The organism is Nocardia carnea NBRC 14403 (assembly GCF_000308515.1).
Classification (GTDB): Bacteria; Actinomycetota; Actinomycetes; order Mycobacteriales; family Mycobacteriaceae; genus Nocardia; species Nocardia carnea.
The window spans coordinates 1-17,230 of sequence record NZ_BAFV01000058.1 but is presented as its reverse complement, the minus strand read 5'-3'; the positions used below and the strand labels follow the sequence as shown (position 1 = coordinate 17,230).

The following is a 17,230-nucleotide window of genomic DNA, read 5'->3' as shown; positions in this document are numbered from 1 at the left end:
GTAACCCGCGTCGCCGTTTTCGGGCGCGGGCAGCCGATCACGCTTCTTCGACGGTGATCGTTCCGCGCATATCCGGGTGGATCGGGCACAGGTAGCGGTATTCGCCCGGTGCGGTGAAGGTGTAACTCCAATCGCCGACCTCGAACAGCGGGCTGTTCAGGCCCATCGCCTTGTCGCCGATGCCCTGGACGCCGTGCGGGATATCGCCGTCGAAATGCCAGGACACGGTATCGCCCGCGGTGATGGTGAGTTCGGCCGGTGAGAAAGCGTCCTCCTCGACGAAGACGGTCACCGTCGCCTCCGGCTTCTCCGCCGACCCGGTGACCGACGTATCGGTGCGGGAAGGGGCGGGCTCGTCGGATCCGCAACCGGCCAGCAGGGCCGCCACGAGCATAAGTCCGGTGACGGCGGCCGATACGGCACGGTGAGGTCGGGGCATGACGGCCAAGCGTAGTCTGCTGGCGTCGTGGGCTGTCGACTGCGGAGGTGTGTTCGGTGCGCGAACTGTCCGGTTATTACACCGCCGACGAGGTGCGGGCCGCGGAGGCCGAATTGTTCACCCGGGTCTCCGCGGGGGCGCCGATGCGGCGCGCCGCCTATGGGCTGGCCACGGTGGTGGCGGCCGAACTGCGCTCCCGCAGTGGCGGAATCGCGGGCCGGAAGGTGGGCCTGCTGGTGGGCTCCGGGGACAACGGCGGGGATGCGTTGTGGGCGGGATCGATGCTGTGCCGGCGTGGCGTGGCGGTGACCGCGGTGCTGTTGAAACCGGAACGTGCCCATACCGCCGGACTTGCCGCACTGCGCCGGGCCGGTGGCCGGGTATGTGCTGAACCGGCTGCGGCCCTTGCGGAATTGGCCGGTGCGGATGTGGTGGTGGACGGGATCGTCGGGATATCCGGACGGGGGTCGTTGCGTGCTGCTGCGGCCGGAATCGTTGCGGGGCTGACGGTTCCGATAATCGCTGCCGACCTGCCGAGCGGTGTCGATCCGGATACCGGGGCGGTCGACGGGCCCGCGGTGCAGGCGGCGGTCACCGTCGCGTTCGGTGCCCGGAAACCGGTGCACGCGCTGGCGGCGTCGCGTTGCGGCCGGATCGTGCTGGTGCCCATCGGTTTACGACTGCCGGCCCCGCAGCTCGCCGCGCTGGACCCGGCGGAAGTGGGGGCTGGATGGCCGGTGCCCGGGGCGGAGGACGACAAGTACACGCAGGGAGTTGTCGGGGTGCATGCCGGCAGCGAGACCTATCCGGGCGCGGCGGTGCTCTGTACCGGGGCGGCGGTCGCCGCGACCTCGGGGATGGTCCGCTATGTCGGCACCGCAGGCCGGGCAGTCCTCGCGCAGTACCCGGAAGTGATCGCGACCCCCGATCTGGCCGCTACCGGCCGGGTTCAATCCTGGATATTCGGCCCCGGCTCCGGGACCGATCGCAGCGCCCGCGACCGCCTCGCCGAGATCCTCGCCACCGATCTGCCGGTGGTCGTCGATGCCGACGGTCTCACTCTGCTGGCGCAGCAACCCGAACTGGTCCGTGGTCGCCGGGCAGCCACGGTGCTCACCCCGCACGCCGGCGAGTTCGCCAGACTCACCGGCCGCGAACCCGGCCCGGATCGGGTCGCAGCGGTGCGTGAACTCGCCGAAACATGGCAGGTCACCGTTCTGCTCAAAGGACGGGCGACCCTGATCGCCGAACCCGGCAGGCCGGTGCTGGTCAACGAGGCCGGCGGCTCCTGGGCAGCGACGGCCGGGGCCGGCGATGTGCTGTCGGGTGTGATCGGCGCCCTGCTCGCCGCGGGCCGGGAACCGGGATGGGCCGCGGCTGCGGCGGCGCGGGCGCACGCAACCGCCGCCGATATCGCCGCACACTCCGTGGAGTCCGGCGCCGCCCCGATCTCGGCCGGGCCCCTGCTACGTCATCTCCGGCAAGCCATCGCGCATTTGCGGGCTCTGCCGCCCAGCCGATGAGGCGATAGCTCGCAGGATGCCGGCGGGCGGGGGTGCCCGGCTTCGAGACAGCGGTACAAAGGTGGACACCCGAGTCGGTTCGAATCCTGCGCCCGCGCAGATTCGGCTGAGGCTCTGCCTATTGTGCTGCTTTCTTCGTCGCTACAGCCAGTGCGTCGAATCCGAAGAAGTGCACACCTGCGATACCAGCTGATGCGCTGATGACGACGTCCGGCTGCGATGGCTCCACTACCGGTGCTGCCGGACGGGCCGATGCAGGTCGGTGAGGCATAGGCAGGTGGGCATCGCACCCGGCGATTCGGGGAGATGGCAGTATCGGCAGATGTGAATGGGCAAGTGGAGACGGTCGTCGATCTGGAGGCCATCGCGCACAATGTGGGCGTTCTGCGGGCACACGCCGGCGACGCCGCGGTGATGGTGGTGGTCAAGGCCGACGGTTACAACCACGGGGCCGTCGAGGTCGCCCGGGCGGCGCTGGCCGCCGGGGCGGCCGAACTCGGGGTCACCACGATCGAGGAGGCAGTGGAGCTGCGGGCCGCCGGCATCGAGGCACCGATCCTGTGCTGGCTCAATGTCTGTGACGCCGATTACGCCGCCGCCGTCGCCGCCGATATCGAGATCGGTATCTCCTCGCCGGAACAGCTGGTAGCGGTGGCCGCGGCCGCCCGTGAGCTGGGCCGTCGCGCGATCGTCACGCTGAAGGTCGATACCGGGCTCAACCGCAACGGTGTCGATCCGCTCGTCTATCCGAGGGTGCTCGCCGACCTGCGAAAACTCGTCGACGAGGACATCGTCCGGTTCCGCGCGATCTTCTCCCATCTCGCCCATGCCGACGAGCCGTACAACCCGGTGATCGATCGGCAGCGCGACCGGTTCCTGGAAGCCATCGCCACCGCCAAGGAGTACGGACTGGAACCCGAACTCGTGCACCTGGCCAACTCCGCGGCCACTCTGACCAGGCCGGATCTGGCGTTCGACATGGTCCGCCCGGGGATCGCCGTCTATGGCCTGACGCCCGTTCCGGATATCGGCGAATTCGATCTGCGGCCCGCGATGACCTTCCAGGCCGAGGTGGCGCTGGTCAAGGAGGTGGCCGCGGGGGAGGGCGTTTCCTACGGCCACGAGTGGATCGCACCCGCCGACACCACTGTCGCGCTGATCCCGGCCGGGTACGCCGACGGGGTGTTCCGGACGCTCGGCAACCGGATGGAGGTGTGGGTCGCCGGCCGGCGGCGGCCGAACCGCGGCCGGGTCTGTATGGACCAGCTCGTGGTCGACCTCGGCGACAACAGCGACGGGGTCGTGGAGGGCGATGCCGCCATCCTGTTCGGCCCCGGCACCCGCGGGGAACCGCGTGCCCAGGACTGGGCGGACCTGCTCGGCACCATCCACTACGAAGTGGTGTGCGCGCCGCGTGGCCGGGTACACCGGCGTTATCGGGGAGGAACGCGGTGAAACCACGGACGACATTGTTACGCGGCGGGCTGGCCACGGCCGGTGTGGTGGGCGCCATGGCCGGTGTACACGCACTGCGCCGGGCGGGCGCGAAAGTGCTGTGGCCGCCGGTGCGCGACGAATACCGGGACGAGAACTTCGCGCTGATCGACCTCGACCGCGCCGGCGAGGTGATCGCCGACGACGGGGTCTGCCTCGCCACCCGTGAATGGGGCACCGGCGATGCCGAGGCGACCGTGGTTTTCGTCCACGGCTTCTGTAACAGCATGGAGTCCTTCCATTTCCAGCGCCGGCATCTGGCGCAACGCTGGGGGTCGCGGCTGCGGATGGTGCTGTTCGATCTGCGCGGGCACGGCCGGTCGGGCACCCCGGAAACCGACAGCTGCACGGTGAACCAGCTCGGCCGCGACCTGCTCACGGTGATCGACGCCAAGGCTCCGCGCGGACCGCTGATCCTGGTCGGGCATTCTCTCGGCGGAATGGCGGTGCTGGCCGCCGCCGCGCATGCGGGTGATCTGTTCGCGCAGCGCGTGCGGGCCGTGGCCCTGCTGTCCACCGCCGCCGCGGAGGTGACCTCCGCCGGGATCGGCCAGCTCCTGCGTAATCCGGCGATCGACGGGTTCCGGTTGGCCGTGCACGCCGCGCCGGCGCTGGTGCAGGCCGGACGGGTCACCGCCCGGCACATCATCACGCCGATCCTGCATGTGAGTTCGTTCCACGGCCCGGTGAGCCCGACTCTGTCGCGGTTCACCACCATGATGATCGACCGGACACCGGTGGAAACCGTGGTGAAGTTCCTGAAGGCCATCGAATTACACGACGAGGCCGCGGCACTGCCGGTGCTGCGCGAGGTTCCGGTGCTGGTACTCGGCGGTGCTCGCGATCTGGTGATTCCGTTTCGCAATTCTCGTACGCTGGCGCGGGAATTGGCCGATTGCGAACTTGTCCGGCTGCCGGAGTGCGCGCATATGCCGCAGTTGCAGTATCCGGACGAGACGAATGCTGCCCTGGACCGGCTGCTGCTACGCGCCGGGGTGGTCGGCGAGGACGGTCTGAGCGAGGCCGCCGGTGGCTGATCACAGCGAGGGGCAACCCACCGCATCCGAGCAGCGGTTCGAACGCGAACTACCGACCGTCGCCGATACCGAGGCGCTCGGCCGCGAACTCGCGAGCGGCCTGCGTGCGGGTGATCTGGTGGTACTCGACGGCCCGCTCGGGGCCGGTAAAACTGCGCTCACCCGCGGTATCGCCGCAGGTCTGGGGGTCGGTGGCCGGGTCAGTTCACCGACCTTCGTGATCGCCCGCCGCCATGCCGCGGGCCCGCGCGCGGACGGTCCGCCGGTGCCGCTGGTACATGTCGACGCCTACCGGCTCGGCGGCAGCCTGGACGAACTCGACGCCCTCGATCTCGATACCGAACTCGACGACGCGGTCGTCGTGGTGGAGTGGGGCAGCGGTGTGGTGGAACGGCTGACGGGCCGCCATCTACTGGTGCGGATGGCCCGCGAACCGGAATCCGAAGTGCGGACGGCTACTTGGGAGTGGGTGGCCACCGGCCCCGGCGAGTAGCCGTGCGCCACCATCGTGTGCGGTCGGTCACCCGGTATCGTGGACCAAATCATGCTTGCACTTGCTGTCGACACCGCGACGCCTGCCGTCACGGCGGGACTGGTCGAGCTGGAGCAGGCGGCGGCCGGTGCGAACAGCCCGGGCACCGCCCGCCCGCGGACCCTCGCCGTCCGGACGCTCGTCGATGCCCGCGCCCACGCCGAAGCACTCACCCCGCAGATTCTGGAATGTATTTCCGAAGCGGGGATCGCCCGCACGGATATCGCGGCAGTGGTGGCCGGGATCGGTCCCGGACCGTTCACCGGGCTGCGTGTCGGAATGGCCACCGCCGCCGCGTTCGGTGATGCGCTGGGTATTCCGGTGCACGGTGTGTGCAGTCTGGATGGTCTCGCCGCCGACTGTGCCGGTGAACTCGGACCGGACGACGAACTACTGGTCGTCACCGACGCCCGCCGCCGCGAGGTGTATTCCGCGCGCTACCGCGGTCACGGCATCCGCCGAATCGCCGGACCCGAGGTCGGCAAACCCGCCGACCTGGATACAGCCGGCGCCACCAAGATCGCCGGGTCCGCTGCACATTCCGCCTTGTTCGATCTGCCCGTGCTGTCCGCACAGACTCCGTCGCCCGCCGGTCTGGTGCAGGTGGCGGCGCCCGCGTTGCTTTCGGGCGCGACCCCGGAGCCGCTGGTTCCGATGTATCTGCGGCGACCCGACGCGGTCGAGAAAAGCTACCGCACCCTCGACCGGATGGGAGCGTGACGATGGGGATCCGGATAGAACCCATGGCACCGGCCGATATCGCAGGCTGTGTGGAATTGGAGCAGCTGCTGTTCCCGGAGGACGACCCGTGGCAGGCCGTATCGTTCCGCTCGGAGCTCTCGGCCCGCTACAACCGCTACATCACCGCGCGCGACGAGTCCGGGAAGATGGTCGGCTACGCGGGGATCGCGCTGCTCGGCGATGCCGAGCATCCGGAAGCCGAAGTGCACACCATCGGGGTCGATCCGGCCTGCCATCGCGCCGGTATCGGCACCGTTCTGCTGGAGGCGTTGCTGGCCGAGGCCGGGCGCCGCGGCGGTCCGGTGTTCCTGGAGGTGCGCACCGATAACGCGCCGGCGATCGCGCTGTACGCCAAACACGGTTTCCACATCATCGGGCTGCGCAAGAACTACTACCACCCCAGTGGCGCCGATGCGTACACGATGCGCCGGCCCGCGCTGGAAGACGTTCCCGCGGGTGTCGTCCCGCGTACTCCGGACGGGGTGCTGTCGTGATCGTCATGGGGATCGAGAGTTCCTGTGACGAAACCGGCGTCGGAATCGTGCGGCGCCATCCGGACGGCAGCTGTGAACTGCTCGCCGACGAGGTGGCCTCGAGCGTCGCCGAACATGCCCGCTTCGGCGGGGTGGTTCCCGAAATCGCGTCGCGTGCCCATCTCGAGGCGATCGTGCCGGCCATGCGCCGCGCCCTGTCCACCGCCGGGATCGTTGCCCCCGACGCCCTTGCGGTGACCATCGGGCCCGGGCTCGCGGGCGCGCTGCTGGTGGGGGTGGCGGCCGCCAAAGCCTATGCCGCGGCGTGGGATATCCCGTTCTATGCGTTGAATCATCTGGGCGGTCACGTCGCCGTGGACACGCTCGAGCACGGCCCGATGCCGCCGTGTGTGGCGCTGCTGGTTTCCGGTGGGCATACGCATCTGCTGCATGTCGAAGATCTGTCGCGGCCACTGATCGAATTGGGCAGCACCGTGGACGATGCCGCCGGTGAAGCCTTCGACAAGGTAGCCCGCCTGCTCGGCCTCGGATACCCCGGAGGCCCCGCACTCGACGCGGCCGCGGTCACCGGCGATCCGGCGGCGATCGCCTTCCCCCGCGGAATGACCGGTCCGCGCGATGCCCGCCACGATTTCTCCTTCTCCGGGCTGAAAACCGCAGTGGCCCGGTACGTGGAGGCGCAGCACCGGCAGGGTGTCGAGGAGTTGCCGATACCCGATATCGCGGCTTCGTTCCAGGAAGCGGTCGCGGATGTGCTGACCATGAAGGCGGTCCGGGCGGCCCAGGATGTGGGTGCGGACACGCTGGTGCTCGGCGGCGGTGCCACCGCGAACACCCGTATCCGCTCGATGGCCGAAGAACGATGTGCCGCGGCCGGTTTGACGCTGCGGATACCGAAACCGCGGCTGTGCACCGATAACGGTGTGATGATCGCCGCGCTGGGCGCCCATGTGATCGGCGGCGGCGCCGAACCCTCGCCTCTGTCGGTGGCCAGTGATCCGGGTCTGCCGGTATCGGTCAGCCAAGTGAGCTGAGCGGTCGGTTTCGGCCGCCGGTTCACCTCGGCCACCTTGCCCACTGCTGAGCCGGGAGGCCCGGCGTGCAGGAGGCGGCTGTCCCGTGTCGAGCCGCGGACCGGTAGGCGGGTTGTCGAAAGGCGCCGCCGTACGCGACTTCCACAACCCGGTCGGAACGGCCGACGAGAGCGACGGCCGGCTCATGGCGTGGCGCAGGCGGAATCGCGGGTCGTATGGGGCAGAGGCGCGCTACCCCGCCGACCCCGTACCCGGAAGCCGGGGTGCCGGCGCGGGCGGCGGGGGCGTGACCTGGAAGGTGGTTTCGGTGCTCTGAGTGCCTTCCTCGGACGGGGTGTCCGAGGTGGACGGGGCGTCCGGGGCCGGTGACTCTTCGAGGGGCAGCGGCGGTGCGAGAACGCCCGGGCCCAGCCCTTCCGGGAACGGGATGGGCGGCAGATTCGGGTCCGGGCGCAAGGTCGGCTGCGAGGACGGCGGGGTGGTGGTGCCGGTGATCGTCGTCGGTTCGGTGGGCGAGGTCGGCTCGCTGCTGGTGGAGGGTGCCTCGCCGGTGTGCGGTTCGGTGGTCACCGGCGGTTCGTAGGTGGGCTCGTAGGTCGGCACGTAGGGCGTACCGGTCTCGGCGGGTTCTTCGATCGGCTGCGGCGCCGCCTCGGTGGTGGTGGGGGCAACAGAGGTGGTCGCTGCGGCCGTGGTGGTGGGCGGTACCTGCGCGCTGCTGGTGGTGCCGGCGGGGGAGACCTCGTCGTCGGAATTCGGTGTGCCGGTGTTCACTCCGTAGCCGACGATCAGCCCGACCACCACAATGGCGCCGGCGACCGTACCGAATGCCTTGAGCAGGGTGTTCCCGGACTTGTCGGGGGCGAGTGCGCCGATCGGCGTGGTGGAGCTGGCGGTATCGGCCAGCAGCGCGGCGCCTTTGGCGATCACGGCGTCCGGGTCCGGCACCGTCAGGACGGGCAGATCCAGTTCGCTGCGCAGGGTTTCCAGTACCGCCGGGATATTCGCTCCGCCACCGATCACCACGACCGCTTCCGGCGACCGGTCGGCCAGGCCGAAGGTCATCGAGGTGAACCGGGCCAGTTCGCGCAGCAGGCGGGCGGCGAGGAGTTCGAAATCGGTACGGGTGAGTTTGAGCGGCCGGCCGGCGATATGGTCGATGGTGACGGCCTGGGTGACCGACAGATGTTCTTTGGCGGTGCGCGCTCGATTGACCAGCACACTCCGGTTGGGCCGGGTGCCGCGCCGGGCATAGTGCTGATCGACCAGGTGCCGGTACAGCAGATCGTCGATCGCGCGCCCGCTCACCGTTGTGGTGCGGGCGGTGTGCAGGACCGTACCGTCGGCCGGATCGGCCACCGAGACCGTGCAGCCGGAGGCGCCGAGATCGATCACCGCGACCGTGCCGTATCGGTCCAGCAGGCCGGTATCACGCAGGAAGGTGAGCGCCGCGGTGGTCTCCGGAACCAATTGCGGTTCGCGGTGTCTGCCGGTGGCCATCCGGATCGCCTGGGCCTGTTCCTTACCGCGGTAGGCCACGGCGACGCCGGTGGGCGGGCGTTCGGCGACGACGTCGAGACCGGAGGTCCTGGGGGCGGGAACATGCGGTCCGAAAACGGCTTCGTGCTGATGGCTCCCGGGCAGCTGGGTCGTCATCAACTCGATCGAGGACGCGACGAGATCGCCGAGGTCGGAATGTTCCTCCGCCGAGACGACCCGGTAGTCGAACTTCCGCGCACCGTTGGCCGCGGTGGTGACCAGTGCGGAGCACACCACCTCGTTCCCGGCGGAGATGCCGAGCGACGTACGCATATTCTCTTCACCTCCTTTCGAGCGGGAACCTCGTCGTTCGCGCCGGCCTGTCCGGACATGGGGCGAGGCTGTTCGCGAGACCATCGCCGTCTGCGGGAAGCGGTGGGCTCGCGAACAACCATCACCCATGGTGCCACGATCTGTTATCCGAACGTTACAGAGTCGGAGAATCATTGGGAAGCCCTGTTTCTCTCGGGTTACCCGCCGTGGCCCGCCCCCAACCCGGCGACCAGCGGCCGCGTCCGCTGGCGTGTTGGTGACAGCAAGATCATCTCGCTGTTCACGGGGCCGATCGGCGGGTTGGCACCGCCTGCCCTTGAGCGCTGGCACTCTCATGTATAGAGTGCTAGCTGGCACCGATTGTTGCCCGGTGCCAGGCTTGACTACTGAGCAGGCGGTCCCGGCACCCGCGACGACGGGGCTATGCGCAGGGTCAGCATCGTGACCGAAATCGATGGTCCGGAACAACAGTTCCGGACGACCGTTATCCCCTGAAAGTGGAGGGCTCAACGTGGCGAGCGTGAACATCAAGCCGCTCGAGGACAAGATCCTCGTCCAGGCCAACGAGGCCGAGACGACGACCGCCTCCGGCCTGGTCATCCCTGATACGGCCAAGGAGAAGCCGCAGGAAGGCACCGTTGTCGCCGTCGGCCCCGGCCGGTGGGACGACGAAGGTGAAAAGCGCATCCCGCTGGATGTCGCAGAGGGCGACACCGTCATCTACAGCAAGTACGGCGGTACCGAGATCAAGTACCAGGGTGAGGAATACCTGATCCTGTCCGCGCGCGACGTGCTGGCTGTCGTCGGCAAATAATCCGACTGCCGCGCATGCATTCCGCCCCGGTGTCGAACGCTGACCCGGGGCGGAGTGCGTTGTGCCACACAACTCGAAGCGCACCAGATACAGGAGCGAAGACATATGGCAAAGCAGATCCAGTTCGACGAGCAGGCTCGCCGGGCACTGGAGCGCGGTGTCGACAAGCTCGCCGACGCGGTCAAGGTCACTCTCGGCCCGCGTGGCCGGCATGTGGTGCTGGCCAAATCGTTCGGCGGCCCCACCGTCACCAACGACGGTGTCACCATCGCGCGTGATATCGATCTCGAGGATCCGTTCGAGAATCTCGGCGCCCAGCTGGTCAAGAGCGTCGCCACCAAGACCAACGACGTGGCCGGCGACGGCACCACCACCGCCACCGTGCTCGCCCAGGCGATGGTGCGCGGCGGTCTGAAGAACATCGCGGCCGGTGCCAACCCGATCGCCATCGGTTCCGGCCTGGCCAAGGCCGCCGACGCGGTTTCCGAGGCCCTGGTGGCCGCGGCCACCCCGGTCAACGGCGAACAGGCCATCGCCCAGGTCGCCACCGTCTCCTCGCGGGACCCGGAGATCGGCGAAATGGTCGGCAAGGCGCTGACCACGGTCGGCAAGGACGGTGTGGTCACCGTCGAGGAGTCCTCCACTCTGCAGACCGAACTGGTGGTCACCGAGGGTGTCCAGTTCGACAAGGGCTACCTGTCGCCGTACTTCATCACCGACGGCGACAGCCAGGAAGCCGTACTGGAGGATGCGCAGATCCTCCTGCACCGCGAGAAGATCAGCTCCCTGCCGGACCTGCTGCCGCTGCTGGAGAAGATCGCCGAATCCGGTAAGCCGGTCCTGATCATCGCCGAGGACGTCGAGGGTGAGGCGCTGTCCACCCTGGTGGTCAACTCCATCCGCAAGACCCTCAAGGCCGTCGCGGTCAAGGCGCCGTTCTTCGGTGATCGCCGCAAGGCGTTCCTCGACGATCTGGCCGTCGTCACCGCCGGTACCGTGGTCAACCCCGATCTGGGCATCAACCTGCGTGAGTCGGGCCTCGAGGTACTCGGTTCGGCCCGCCGCGTGGTGGTCACCAAAGACACCACCACGGTCGTCGACGGCGCCGGCACCCAGGACGATATCGCCGCCCGCAGCGCGCAGCTGCGCCGCGAGATCGAGGCCACCGATTCCGATTGGGACCGGGAGAAGCTCGAGGAGCGGCTGGCCAAACTGGCCGGCGGCGTCGCGGTGATCCGCGTCGGCGCGGCCACCGAGACCGCGCTCAAGGAGCGTAAGTACCGGGTCGAGGATGCGGTCAGCGCGGCCAAGGCGGCCGTCGAGGAGGGCATCGTGCCCGGCGGCGGTACCGCGCTCGTGCAGGCCGGTACCAAGCTCGACAGCCTGATCGCCGGCCTGTCCGGTGACGAGGCCGTCGGTGCCGAGGTGCTGCGCGGCGCGCTGCGGGCGCCGCTGTACTGGATCGCCAGCAACGCCGGTCTGGACGGTGCCGTTGTGGTGAGCAAGGTCGGCGAGGGCAAGGAAGGCTTCAATGCCGCCACCCTGACCTACGGTGATCTGCTCACCGACGGTGTCGTGGACCCGGTCAAGGTGACCCGCTCGGCCGTCATCAATGCCGCCTCGGTGGCGCGGATGGTGCTCACCACCGAAAGTGCCGTGGTGGAAAAGCCCGCCGAAGAAGAAGACGACCACGGGCACGGTCACGCCCACTGATCCGATCTCCCGGCCGGCCACCGGCCGGGATCGGTAGGGACACAGAGAACGGGCCGTTCACACTCTGCGCGGAATGTGAACGGCCCGTTCTCGTATCGGCCGCCGCTCGCCGATGGGCGGGGCGGCCGCCATACTCTTCTTCAATCTCAGCAGCCCGTCTCTGATCCGGGATTTGACGGTCGGCAGGCCGATATCGAGATGCCGCGCGACCTCCGCGTACGTCCGGCCGTCGTAATAGGCCAGCGATATCGCCTCGCGCTGGTTATCGGTGAGGCTACGCAGGCCGATCACCACGGCCTGATGGTCGAGTTTGCGCTCGACCTCCTCGATGACCTCGTCGTAGTCGTGCCCGAGTACCCGGGCGCCGTAGGCGATCTCCCGCTGGGTATGCGCCTGTTCGGCACGTACGCGGTCGACCGCACGGCGATGGGCCAGTGTCATCAGCCAGGTCACCGCCGAACCGCGGGCCGGGTCGAAACTCGCCGCGGTACGCCAGGTCTGCAGGTAGACCTCCTGCGTGGTCTCCTCGGCGAACCCCGAATCCTGTAGGACACGCAACACCAGACCGAAGACCCGCGTGCGGGTCCGATCGTAGAGTTCGGCGAAAGCTTCGGCGTCCGAATGGCCACAGCGCTGCAGCAGCGCTGAGAGCTCGATACTCTCGTGTGTCATCGGTCATAACAATAACCCCACGCTATGACCGAGACCGTATGTGGCCCCGCGGAAGAGACGGTGTCGTACCCGCTGGGGAAGGCGCCGAAGCTTGCCGGGCACCGACGAAACGGGCCCTGCCACGGCAGATGCCGGCCGAAGCGGCTACACCGCCATTCGGCGCCGGTTGCGGCGCGCGTGCATTTCGCGTTCGGTTTCCGACATCCCGCCCCAGATTCCGTAGGGCTCACTGACCTTCAGTGCGTGTGACCGGCACTGCATGAGGACCGGGCAGGTTCGGCAGATTTCCTTGGCGCGCAGCTCGCGAGCTGCCCGGGCCCGGCCGCGTTCCCCGTCGGGATGGAAGAACACCGCCGAGTCCACACCCCGGCAGGAACCGCGCATCTGCCAGTCCCAGATATCGGCGTTCGGTCCGGGAAGGTGGGTGGGCATGGGCATGGGTTGAACTCCTCGTAGACGCGAGCTCGTCGGCATTGTCGAGCGAGTGATGGGTCAACTTCTCGGGTGGTGCCCGGCGTTCGTGTGAACGCTCGGACCGTAGGCATCCCGGGCGATTTTTCGCCCGGCGCCGTTCGTGGCGATGAGTTACGTTAGGGGTAACGGGGAAATTCCGTCAACAGTTCGGCGCGCTGATTTGTCGAATATTTTGCGGCATGAATTTAACCCATCTGGCTGTTTACTTTCGCTAATCTTCCGGCGATACTGTGTGGTTACCCTGCTGCCTGCTGCTCGATCCGTCGGCGCTGGTCGACGTTTTCGCAGGTAGTGATCTCCATATGGGGTGCGGGAACGGTCCGGACCGAAATGTGTACACGATCCGGGCCCGTATCGGGGCCGGAATCGCTGATCTCGGTACGATTACAGATGGCGGCCGGGCGGCTTCTGGGTTAATTAAGCGAAACGTTGCTGAATTCGATGCGTATCCGCTCATGGATTGATGGGCGGAGTTTAACCTGATCGAAACACGGTCGATTCGATTAATGCTGAAAGATTGCTGAAACACCCGCCCTGGTTCGGCCCGGCCGATTCACCGGCCGCCGGCCCGGCCGGGCCTCGGTACAGTGCACCCGTGTCCGCCCCGGTTCTCCCCTCCGAAACCCGCTCTCCCCGGCTCGCCGACTTCGCTTTCGGGCCACGGCAGCATCGGTCCGCTGCCGAGTTGCCAGAGCCGGACAGCAGCCTCGAAATGTGGTGGCGAGCCGTGGCCTTGGGGGGTACGGGCCACTATGCGGCCGCCCGTATCGCCCTGCGCCGGCTGCAGGCGAGCACCGGCGATCCGGTGCTGCTCTCGCTCGCCGCCTCCACCGAGGGATCGTTACGGCGCCAACTCGGCCGGCATGCGCGGGCCGCGCACGACGACGGTCATGCCGCCGCACTGGTGCTGCCGCGATTGCCCGGCGCCCCTGCTTCCGGGCAGTGGAGCGCGGAACCCATCGATCCGAACAGTCCGGGGCGGTGTCGCCGGTCGAGTCGGCTCGCGGACGCGGACCCCGCGGGTGGCGCGAGTGCGGGCGCTGTGAGCGCGGGGGGCGTAGCGGGCTGCGCCGAACATCCAGGACCGGCCGATACTTGCGCGGCTGGTTTCTACCGCGTCCCCGACTTGGTCGATGCCGCAGCCGATGCACTGACCGGTCTCGCCGCCGATGCGCTGGGTACCGGCAGGCTCGCGCTCGCCACCAGGTTGCTGGACCGCTGCGGTGCGCTGCTGGATGCCGAGCTCCCATCCGGTCCGATGCGCTCCGGTGCCGCTCGGGGAGGCGGCAGTGAGGCGGCCGTCGATCGTTCTCGTGCGCTCGTCCGGCTGCACTGGGTACGTGCCGAAACCGCACTGGCCGGCGGCCGGGCCGATGAGGCCCTGGCGGCGGCGGAGATCGCGCTGGGCCTGGCCGAGCACGGCCCCTCGATTCGCCACACGGTGAAATCGCGACTGCTGGTCGCCGCGGCCGCCGGGGTCACCGGCGATACCGCGCGGGCTGCCGAACTCGCTGCCCTGGTCGACGAGCAATGCCGGGAATCGGGCCTGCTACCGCTGCGCTGGGCGTGCGCAATGTTGCGAACCGGTCTACCGGCGTCCGCCGCGGAACCGGCCGCCGGACACGCCTCCGCGGCGGCCGACGCAGAGGCGTGTCGTGCGCTCATCTCTAGGCGTGGCGGGCGATTTCGCGATAGCGGACGGTAACCCAGGTTCTACCGTCTCGACCCGTGCGGGCGGCCGTGTCCTATTGTTGATCCCGTTCCGCTGGACCGGCGGAAGCACAGGTCGCTACCGGCCGTGCCACTTTGTAACGCCAGGAAATCCGCTGACGATGACGCACACGGGCGAAGAGTTGGACCGCGCCGTCGCCGCTGCCGCGCAGGGCGACAGGTCCGCTCTAGCTCAGGTACTGAAATTGGTCCGTCCGCTGGTGATGCGATATTGCCGCGCGCGGATCGGTGCCGCGGAGCGTGGACAACTCTCCGCGGACGACGTCGCGCAGGAGGTCTGTCTAGCGGTCATGACCGCCCTACCCAGGTATCAGGACCAGGGTCGGCCGTTCATGGCCTTCGTATACGGAATCGCTTCGCACAAGGTCGCCGACGCCCATCGCAACGCCTCCCGTAACAAGGCGGAGGCGATGGCCGAAGTACCAGATGTCATATCTACAGACCACGGACCGGAGCAGCGAGCTCTCGAATCGGAAACGAGCCGGCAGATGAACACTCTGCTGGCCACGTTGCCGGAGAAACATCGAGAGATCCTGATCCTGCGACTGGTGATGGGTTTGTCAGCGGAGGAAACCGCGACCGCCGTGGGCAGTACGGCGGGAGCGATACGGGTCGCCCAGCACAGGGCGCTCGCAAAACTGAAGGCACAAGTGGCGAGGGCAGGTGAAATATATGGCTAGGGATGGCGGGCGCGGTCGGGGCGACAAGTGGGCGCGTCGCGGATCGCGGAGCACCGATCCCTACGCCGAGGGCTCCGGTGCCGGGTCCGAACCGGTCGATATCAGCGCGGTCCGTCGTGATGACGAACTGATCGACGCTATCGCCCGGGGCGGGCCCATACCCACCGAGAGCACCGAGGAGCTCCAGCTGGCGACATTGCTGGCGGATTGGCGGGCCGAGATCGTGGCTCCGCCGCTACCGGACGCACCCGATCTCGATACCGTCGTCGCGGCGGTCAATCAGGAGATCGGTGCCCGGCAGGCGCGGATCAGTGCGCAATCCGGCGGGCGGCTGCGGCTGCTCCGCCCGATAGCGACCACGGCGGCCGCGCTGGCTCTGGTGTTCGGGGGGCTGTCGGTGTTCTCGTATCAGGCCGAACCCGGTGATGCGCTGTGGCGCGTCAAAGAGGTGGTGTTCAGCGAACAGGCACAGAGCACCGTCGTGCAGTACGCCGACGACAATCTGGCCGCCGCGCAGGAGCTGCTCGACGAAGGTAAGCCGGACCAGGCCAAGGCCCGGTTGGAACAGGCCTCGGCCAATGCCACCCAGGTGGACGATCCGGTGAAACGCAACGAGCTCGCTGCGCGCTGGCGTGAACTGGTCGGCCAGGTCGGGCAGGTCGCACCGGATATTGCCGCACAGCTCGAGGAGAAGGCTCCCGCTCCGGATCCGGAGGCACCGGTGCAGCCGGCCACGCCCGGAGATACGTCCGAGCGTCCCGGTCCTACGGTGACCACCACGTCCCGGCCGGGTCAGCAGCTTCCGCTGGAGGCCCCGGGGCCCGGTGGCGACCGGCCGACCGCGCCGGATGTCACCGCACCGGTCCTGCCGGCACCCGATACGGATGATCCGGACACTTCGGCGCCGGATACCCAGGCGCCGGATATCGCACCGGACGACACCACCCCGGATACCCCCGACCCGACCACTTCGGACGGGCCGGGGATCGATTCGGTGGAGCCGACCTCTCAGGTGCCGCCGTCCACGATCAGCTCACCCGGTCCGGCCGAACCGTCGGTACCGCAGGTCCCGGAGACCGGAGCGCCGTCTGTTCCGACGACCATCGTTCCCAGCGGGCCCACCAACTGAACCGCGGCACGGCTACCGGTCGCGTTCGCGAATATCTGTCACCCTGTGACCGCCCACCCGAGGTGGGCGGTCACAGGTCTGTACGGGTGATGCGTTGTGAACCTGGTGCGGATATGCCAAAACGATCGGCCGTCGTATGGCGGTCGATCATGTGCCGGTCGACCCGGCGGCTCCGACTCGACTGTCGAAGGACTCAGCTGTCGAAAGCGTCGAACCCGTCGCCGTGGAACGCCTCGTTCATCGAGGCATCGGCGTAGCCGCGACAGTAATCCCAGGTGACGTAGGCTTCCGGAGTCGGATCGTAGGCGGGCTCATGCGGCCGGACCGTGCCGTCGACCAGGAGCTGTAACAAATTGGCGCGCAGCATATCCCAGTCGTGATAGTGATCCTGCCGACAATCCTCGCAGCTCACCACCAACCCGCGGATACCGCGGTGGGCCAGTAGCGCCTCGTAGACTGCGAGATCGGCGAGATCCTCTTCGACCGCAAGGCGCTCATGAGGATCCAGCGGCTCCCCCGGCTCGATGGCATCGAGCGCGGCGGACGGGTCGGCGGGGTCTCCGGCGAACGGATCCGGCGGCAAGCCAGGTGGTAGATGGTCACGCACATCCCCACGGTACGCAGAACAGGGCGGTCTGCGCCAGCCGTCCGCGCCGCCAGTTTCGCCGTTGCCGCTCGATCGATCGCAGCGGCCCTCAGTTGATCCGTGGTCCAACCGGACCGATACCATGGTGTCAAGCGCTGACGAGCATTGGTTCACCCGGCACCGCCGCCGGAATAAACGATCCGGCGCCGCACGTTTGTTCCCAGTTACAGTTTGCTATCGGTCCGCCGTATCCCGATAGCTCAGCCGACGTCCAGGAGGGGTCGATCCGAATGAGTAATCCCGTACCGGGCGAGCGCACGATTGT

17 protein-coding genes are annotated in these 17,230 nt (G+C 68.2%); 12 read left to right on the top strand and 5 right to left on the bottom strand.

The window, feature by feature from the left end:
• Positions 1-37: 37 nt before the first annotated feature.
• Positions 38-439: a cupredoxin domain-containing protein gene (locus ON22_RS21760; protein WP_033243431.1), complete on the bottom strand. Its 402-nt coding sequence runs from the start codon at positions 437-439 to the stop codon at positions 38-40.
• Between the two features lie 65 nt (positions 440-504).
• Here ON22_RS21760 and ON22_RS21755 point away from each other — a divergent pair, with 65 nt between their 5' ends.
• The 7 genes from ON22_RS21755 (at position 505) to tsaD (ending at position 7,294) form a co-directional block, all read left to right on the top strand.
• Positions 505-1,962, top strand: coding sequence for an NAD(P)H-hydrate dehydratase (locus ON22_RS21755; protein WP_033243703.1), 1,458 nt, complete (start codon positions 505-507; stop codon positions 1,960-1,962).
• Between the two features lie 306 nt (positions 1,963-2,268).
• The gene (alr, locus tag ON22_RS21750) at positions 2,269-3,417 is read left to right on the top strand and encodes an alanine racemase (protein WP_033243430.1); all 1,149 of its coding nucleotides are present in this window, start codon (positions 2,269-2,271) and stop codon (positions 3,415-3,417) included.
• A 56-nt stretch (positions 3,418-3,473) separates the two neighbouring features.
• Positions 3,474-4,493, top strand: a complete 1,020-nt coding sequence (locus tag ON22_RS21745) for an alpha/beta fold hydrolase (RefSeq protein WP_081595759.1) — start codon at positions 3,474-3,476, stop codon at positions 4,491-4,493.
• Positions 4,486-4,986, top strand: coding sequence for a tRNA (adenosine(37)-N6)-threonylcarbamoyltransferase complex ATPase subunit type 1 TsaE (gene tsaE / locus ON22_RS21740; RefSeq protein WP_033243428.1), 501 nt, complete (start codon positions 4,486-4,488; stop codon positions 4,984-4,986). Before ON22_RS21745 ends, tsaE begins: the two co-directional genes overlap by 8 nt.
• A 51-nt stretch (positions 4,987-5,037) precedes the next feature.
• The gene (tsaB, locus tag ON22_RS21735; RefSeq protein ID WP_033243427.1) at positions 5,038-5,745 is read left to right on the top strand and encodes a tRNA (adenosine(37)-N6)-threonylcarbamoyltransferase complex dimerization subunit type 1 TsaB; all 708 of its coding nucleotides are present in this window, start codon (positions 5,038-5,040) and stop codon (positions 5,743-5,745) included.
• 2 nt (positions 5,746-5,747) lie between these two features.
• Positions 5,748-6,260, top strand: a complete 513-nt coding sequence (gene rimI / locus ON22_RS21730; protein WP_033243426.1) for a ribosomal protein S18-alanine N-acetyltransferase — start codon at positions 5,748-5,750, stop codon at positions 6,258-6,260.
• The gene (gene tsaD / locus ON22_RS21725) at positions 6,257-7,294 is read left to right on the top strand and encodes a tRNA (adenosine(37)-N6)-threonylcarbamoyltransferase complex transferase subunit TsaD (protein WP_033243425.1); all 1,038 of its coding nucleotides are present in this window, start codon (positions 6,257-6,259) and stop codon (positions 7,292-7,294) included. Before rimI ends, tsaD begins: the two co-directional genes overlap by 4 nt.
• 231 nt (positions 7,295-7,525) lie before the next feature.
• On the opposite strand, the gene ON22_RS21720 is transcribed toward tsaD, so the two are convergent.
• Positions 7,526-9,106: a DUF7159 family protein gene (locus ON22_RS21720; protein ID WP_033243424.1), complete on the bottom strand. Its 1,581-nt coding sequence runs from the start codon at positions 9,104-9,106 to the stop codon at positions 7,526-7,528.
• 511 nt (positions 9,107-9,617) lie between these two features.
• Between ON22_RS21720 and groES the strand changes: the two genes are divergently transcribed.
• Positions 9,618-9,920, top strand: a complete 303-nt coding sequence (gene groES, locus ON22_RS21715) for a co-chaperone GroES (RefSeq protein ID WP_033243423.1) — start codon at positions 9,618-9,620, stop codon at positions 9,918-9,920.
• Between the two features lie 105 nt (positions 9,921-10,025).
• Positions 10,026-11,633, top strand: a complete 1,608-nt coding sequence (groL, locus tag ON22_RS21710) for a chaperonin GroEL (RefSeq protein ID WP_033243422.1) — start codon at positions 10,026-10,028, stop codon at positions 11,631-11,633.
• Positions 11,634-11,690: 57 nt separating this feature from the next.
• Here groL and sigK read toward each other — a convergent pair whose 3' ends face one another.
• Positions 11,691-12,305, bottom strand: a complete 615-nt coding sequence (gene sigK / locus ON22_RS21705) for an ECF RNA polymerase sigma factor SigK (protein WP_081595747.1) — start codon at positions 12,303-12,305, stop codon at positions 11,691-11,693.
• 144 nt (positions 12,306-12,449) lie between these two features.
• Positions 12,450-12,743, bottom strand: coding sequence for a WhiB family transcriptional regulator (locus ON22_RS21700; RefSeq protein WP_033243421.1), 294 nt, complete (start codon positions 12,741-12,743; stop codon positions 12,450-12,452).
• Between the two features lie 631 nt (positions 12,744-13,374).
• Between ON22_RS21700 and ON22_RS21695 the strand changes: the two genes are divergently transcribed.
• The 3 genes from ON22_RS21695 to ON22_RS34815 all read left to right on the top strand — a co-directional run bounded on the left by ON22_RS21695 (position 13,375) and on the right by ON22_RS34815 (position 16,319).
• The gene (locus ON22_RS21695; protein WP_033243701.1) at positions 13,375-14,484 is read left to right on the top strand and encodes a hypothetical protein; all 1,110 of its coding nucleotides are present in this window, start codon (positions 13,375-13,377) and stop codon (positions 14,482-14,484) included.
• A 127-nt stretch (positions 14,485-14,611) separates the two neighbouring features.
• Positions 14,612-15,190: a sigma-70 family RNA polymerase sigma factor gene (locus ON22_RS21690; protein ID WP_033243420.1), complete on the top strand. Its 579-nt coding sequence runs from the start codon at positions 14,612-14,614 to the stop codon at positions 15,188-15,190.
• A complete protein-coding gene (locus tag ON22_RS34815; RefSeq protein WP_051157925.1) occupies positions 15,183-16,319 on the top strand; it encodes an anti-sigma-D factor RsdA in 1,137 nt (378 codons plus the stop codon). The genes ON22_RS21690 and ON22_RS34815 overlap by 8 nt, the downstream gene beginning before the upstream one ends.
• 193 nt (positions 16,320-16,512) lie before the next feature.
• Here the strand turns inward: ON22_RS34815 and ON22_RS21680 are convergent, their stop codons facing one another.
• A complete protein-coding gene (locus ON22_RS21680) occupies positions 16,513-16,926 on the bottom strand; it encodes a DUF5319 domain-containing protein (protein WP_030522220.1) in 414 nt (137 codons plus the stop codon).
• Positions 16,927-17,230 lie beyond the last annotated feature (304 nt).

Coding starts and splice junctions, on each gene's coding strand:
- ON22_RS34815 (WP_051157925.1), top strand. CDS start 15,183: ATGGCTAGGGATGGCGGGCGCGGTCGGGGCGACAAGTGGGCGCGTCGC.
- rimI (WP_033243426.1), top strand. CDS start 5,748: ATGGGGATCCGGATAGAACCCATGGCACCGGCCGATATCGCAGGCTGT.
- ON22_RS21700 (WP_033243421.1), bottom strand. CDS start 12,743: ATGCCCATGCCCACCCACCTTCCCGGACCGAACGCCGATATCTGGGAC.
- alr (WP_033243430.1), top strand. CDS start 2,269: ATGGCAGTATCGGCAGATGTGAATGGGCAAGTGGAGACGGTCGTCGAT.
- ON22_RS21760 (WP_033243431.1), bottom strand. CDS start 439: ATGCCCCGACCTCACCGTGCCGTATCGGCCGCCGTCACCGGACTTATG.
- tsaB (WP_033243427.1), top strand. CDS start 5,038: ATGCTTGCACTTGCTGTCGACACCGCGACGCCTGCCGTCACGGCGGGA.
- groL (WP_033243422.1), top strand. CDS start 10,026: ATGGCAAAGCAGATCCAGTTCGACGAGCAGGCTCGCCGGGCACTGGAG.
- ON22_RS21690 (WP_033243420.1), top strand. CDS start 14,612: ATGACGCACACGGGCGAAGAGTTGGACCGCGCCGTCGCCGCTGCCGCG.
- sigK (WP_081595747.1), bottom strand. CDS start 12,305: ATGACACACGAGAGTATCGAGCTCTCAGCGCTGCTGCAGCGCTGTGGC.
- ON22_RS21720 (WP_033243424.1), bottom strand. CDS start 9,106: ATGCGTACGTCGCTCGGCATCTCCGCCGGGAACGAGGTGGTGTGCTCC.
- ON22_RS21745 (WP_081595759.1), top strand. CDS start 3,474: ATGGCCGGTGTACACGCACTGCGCCGGGCGGGCGCGAAAGTGCTGTGG.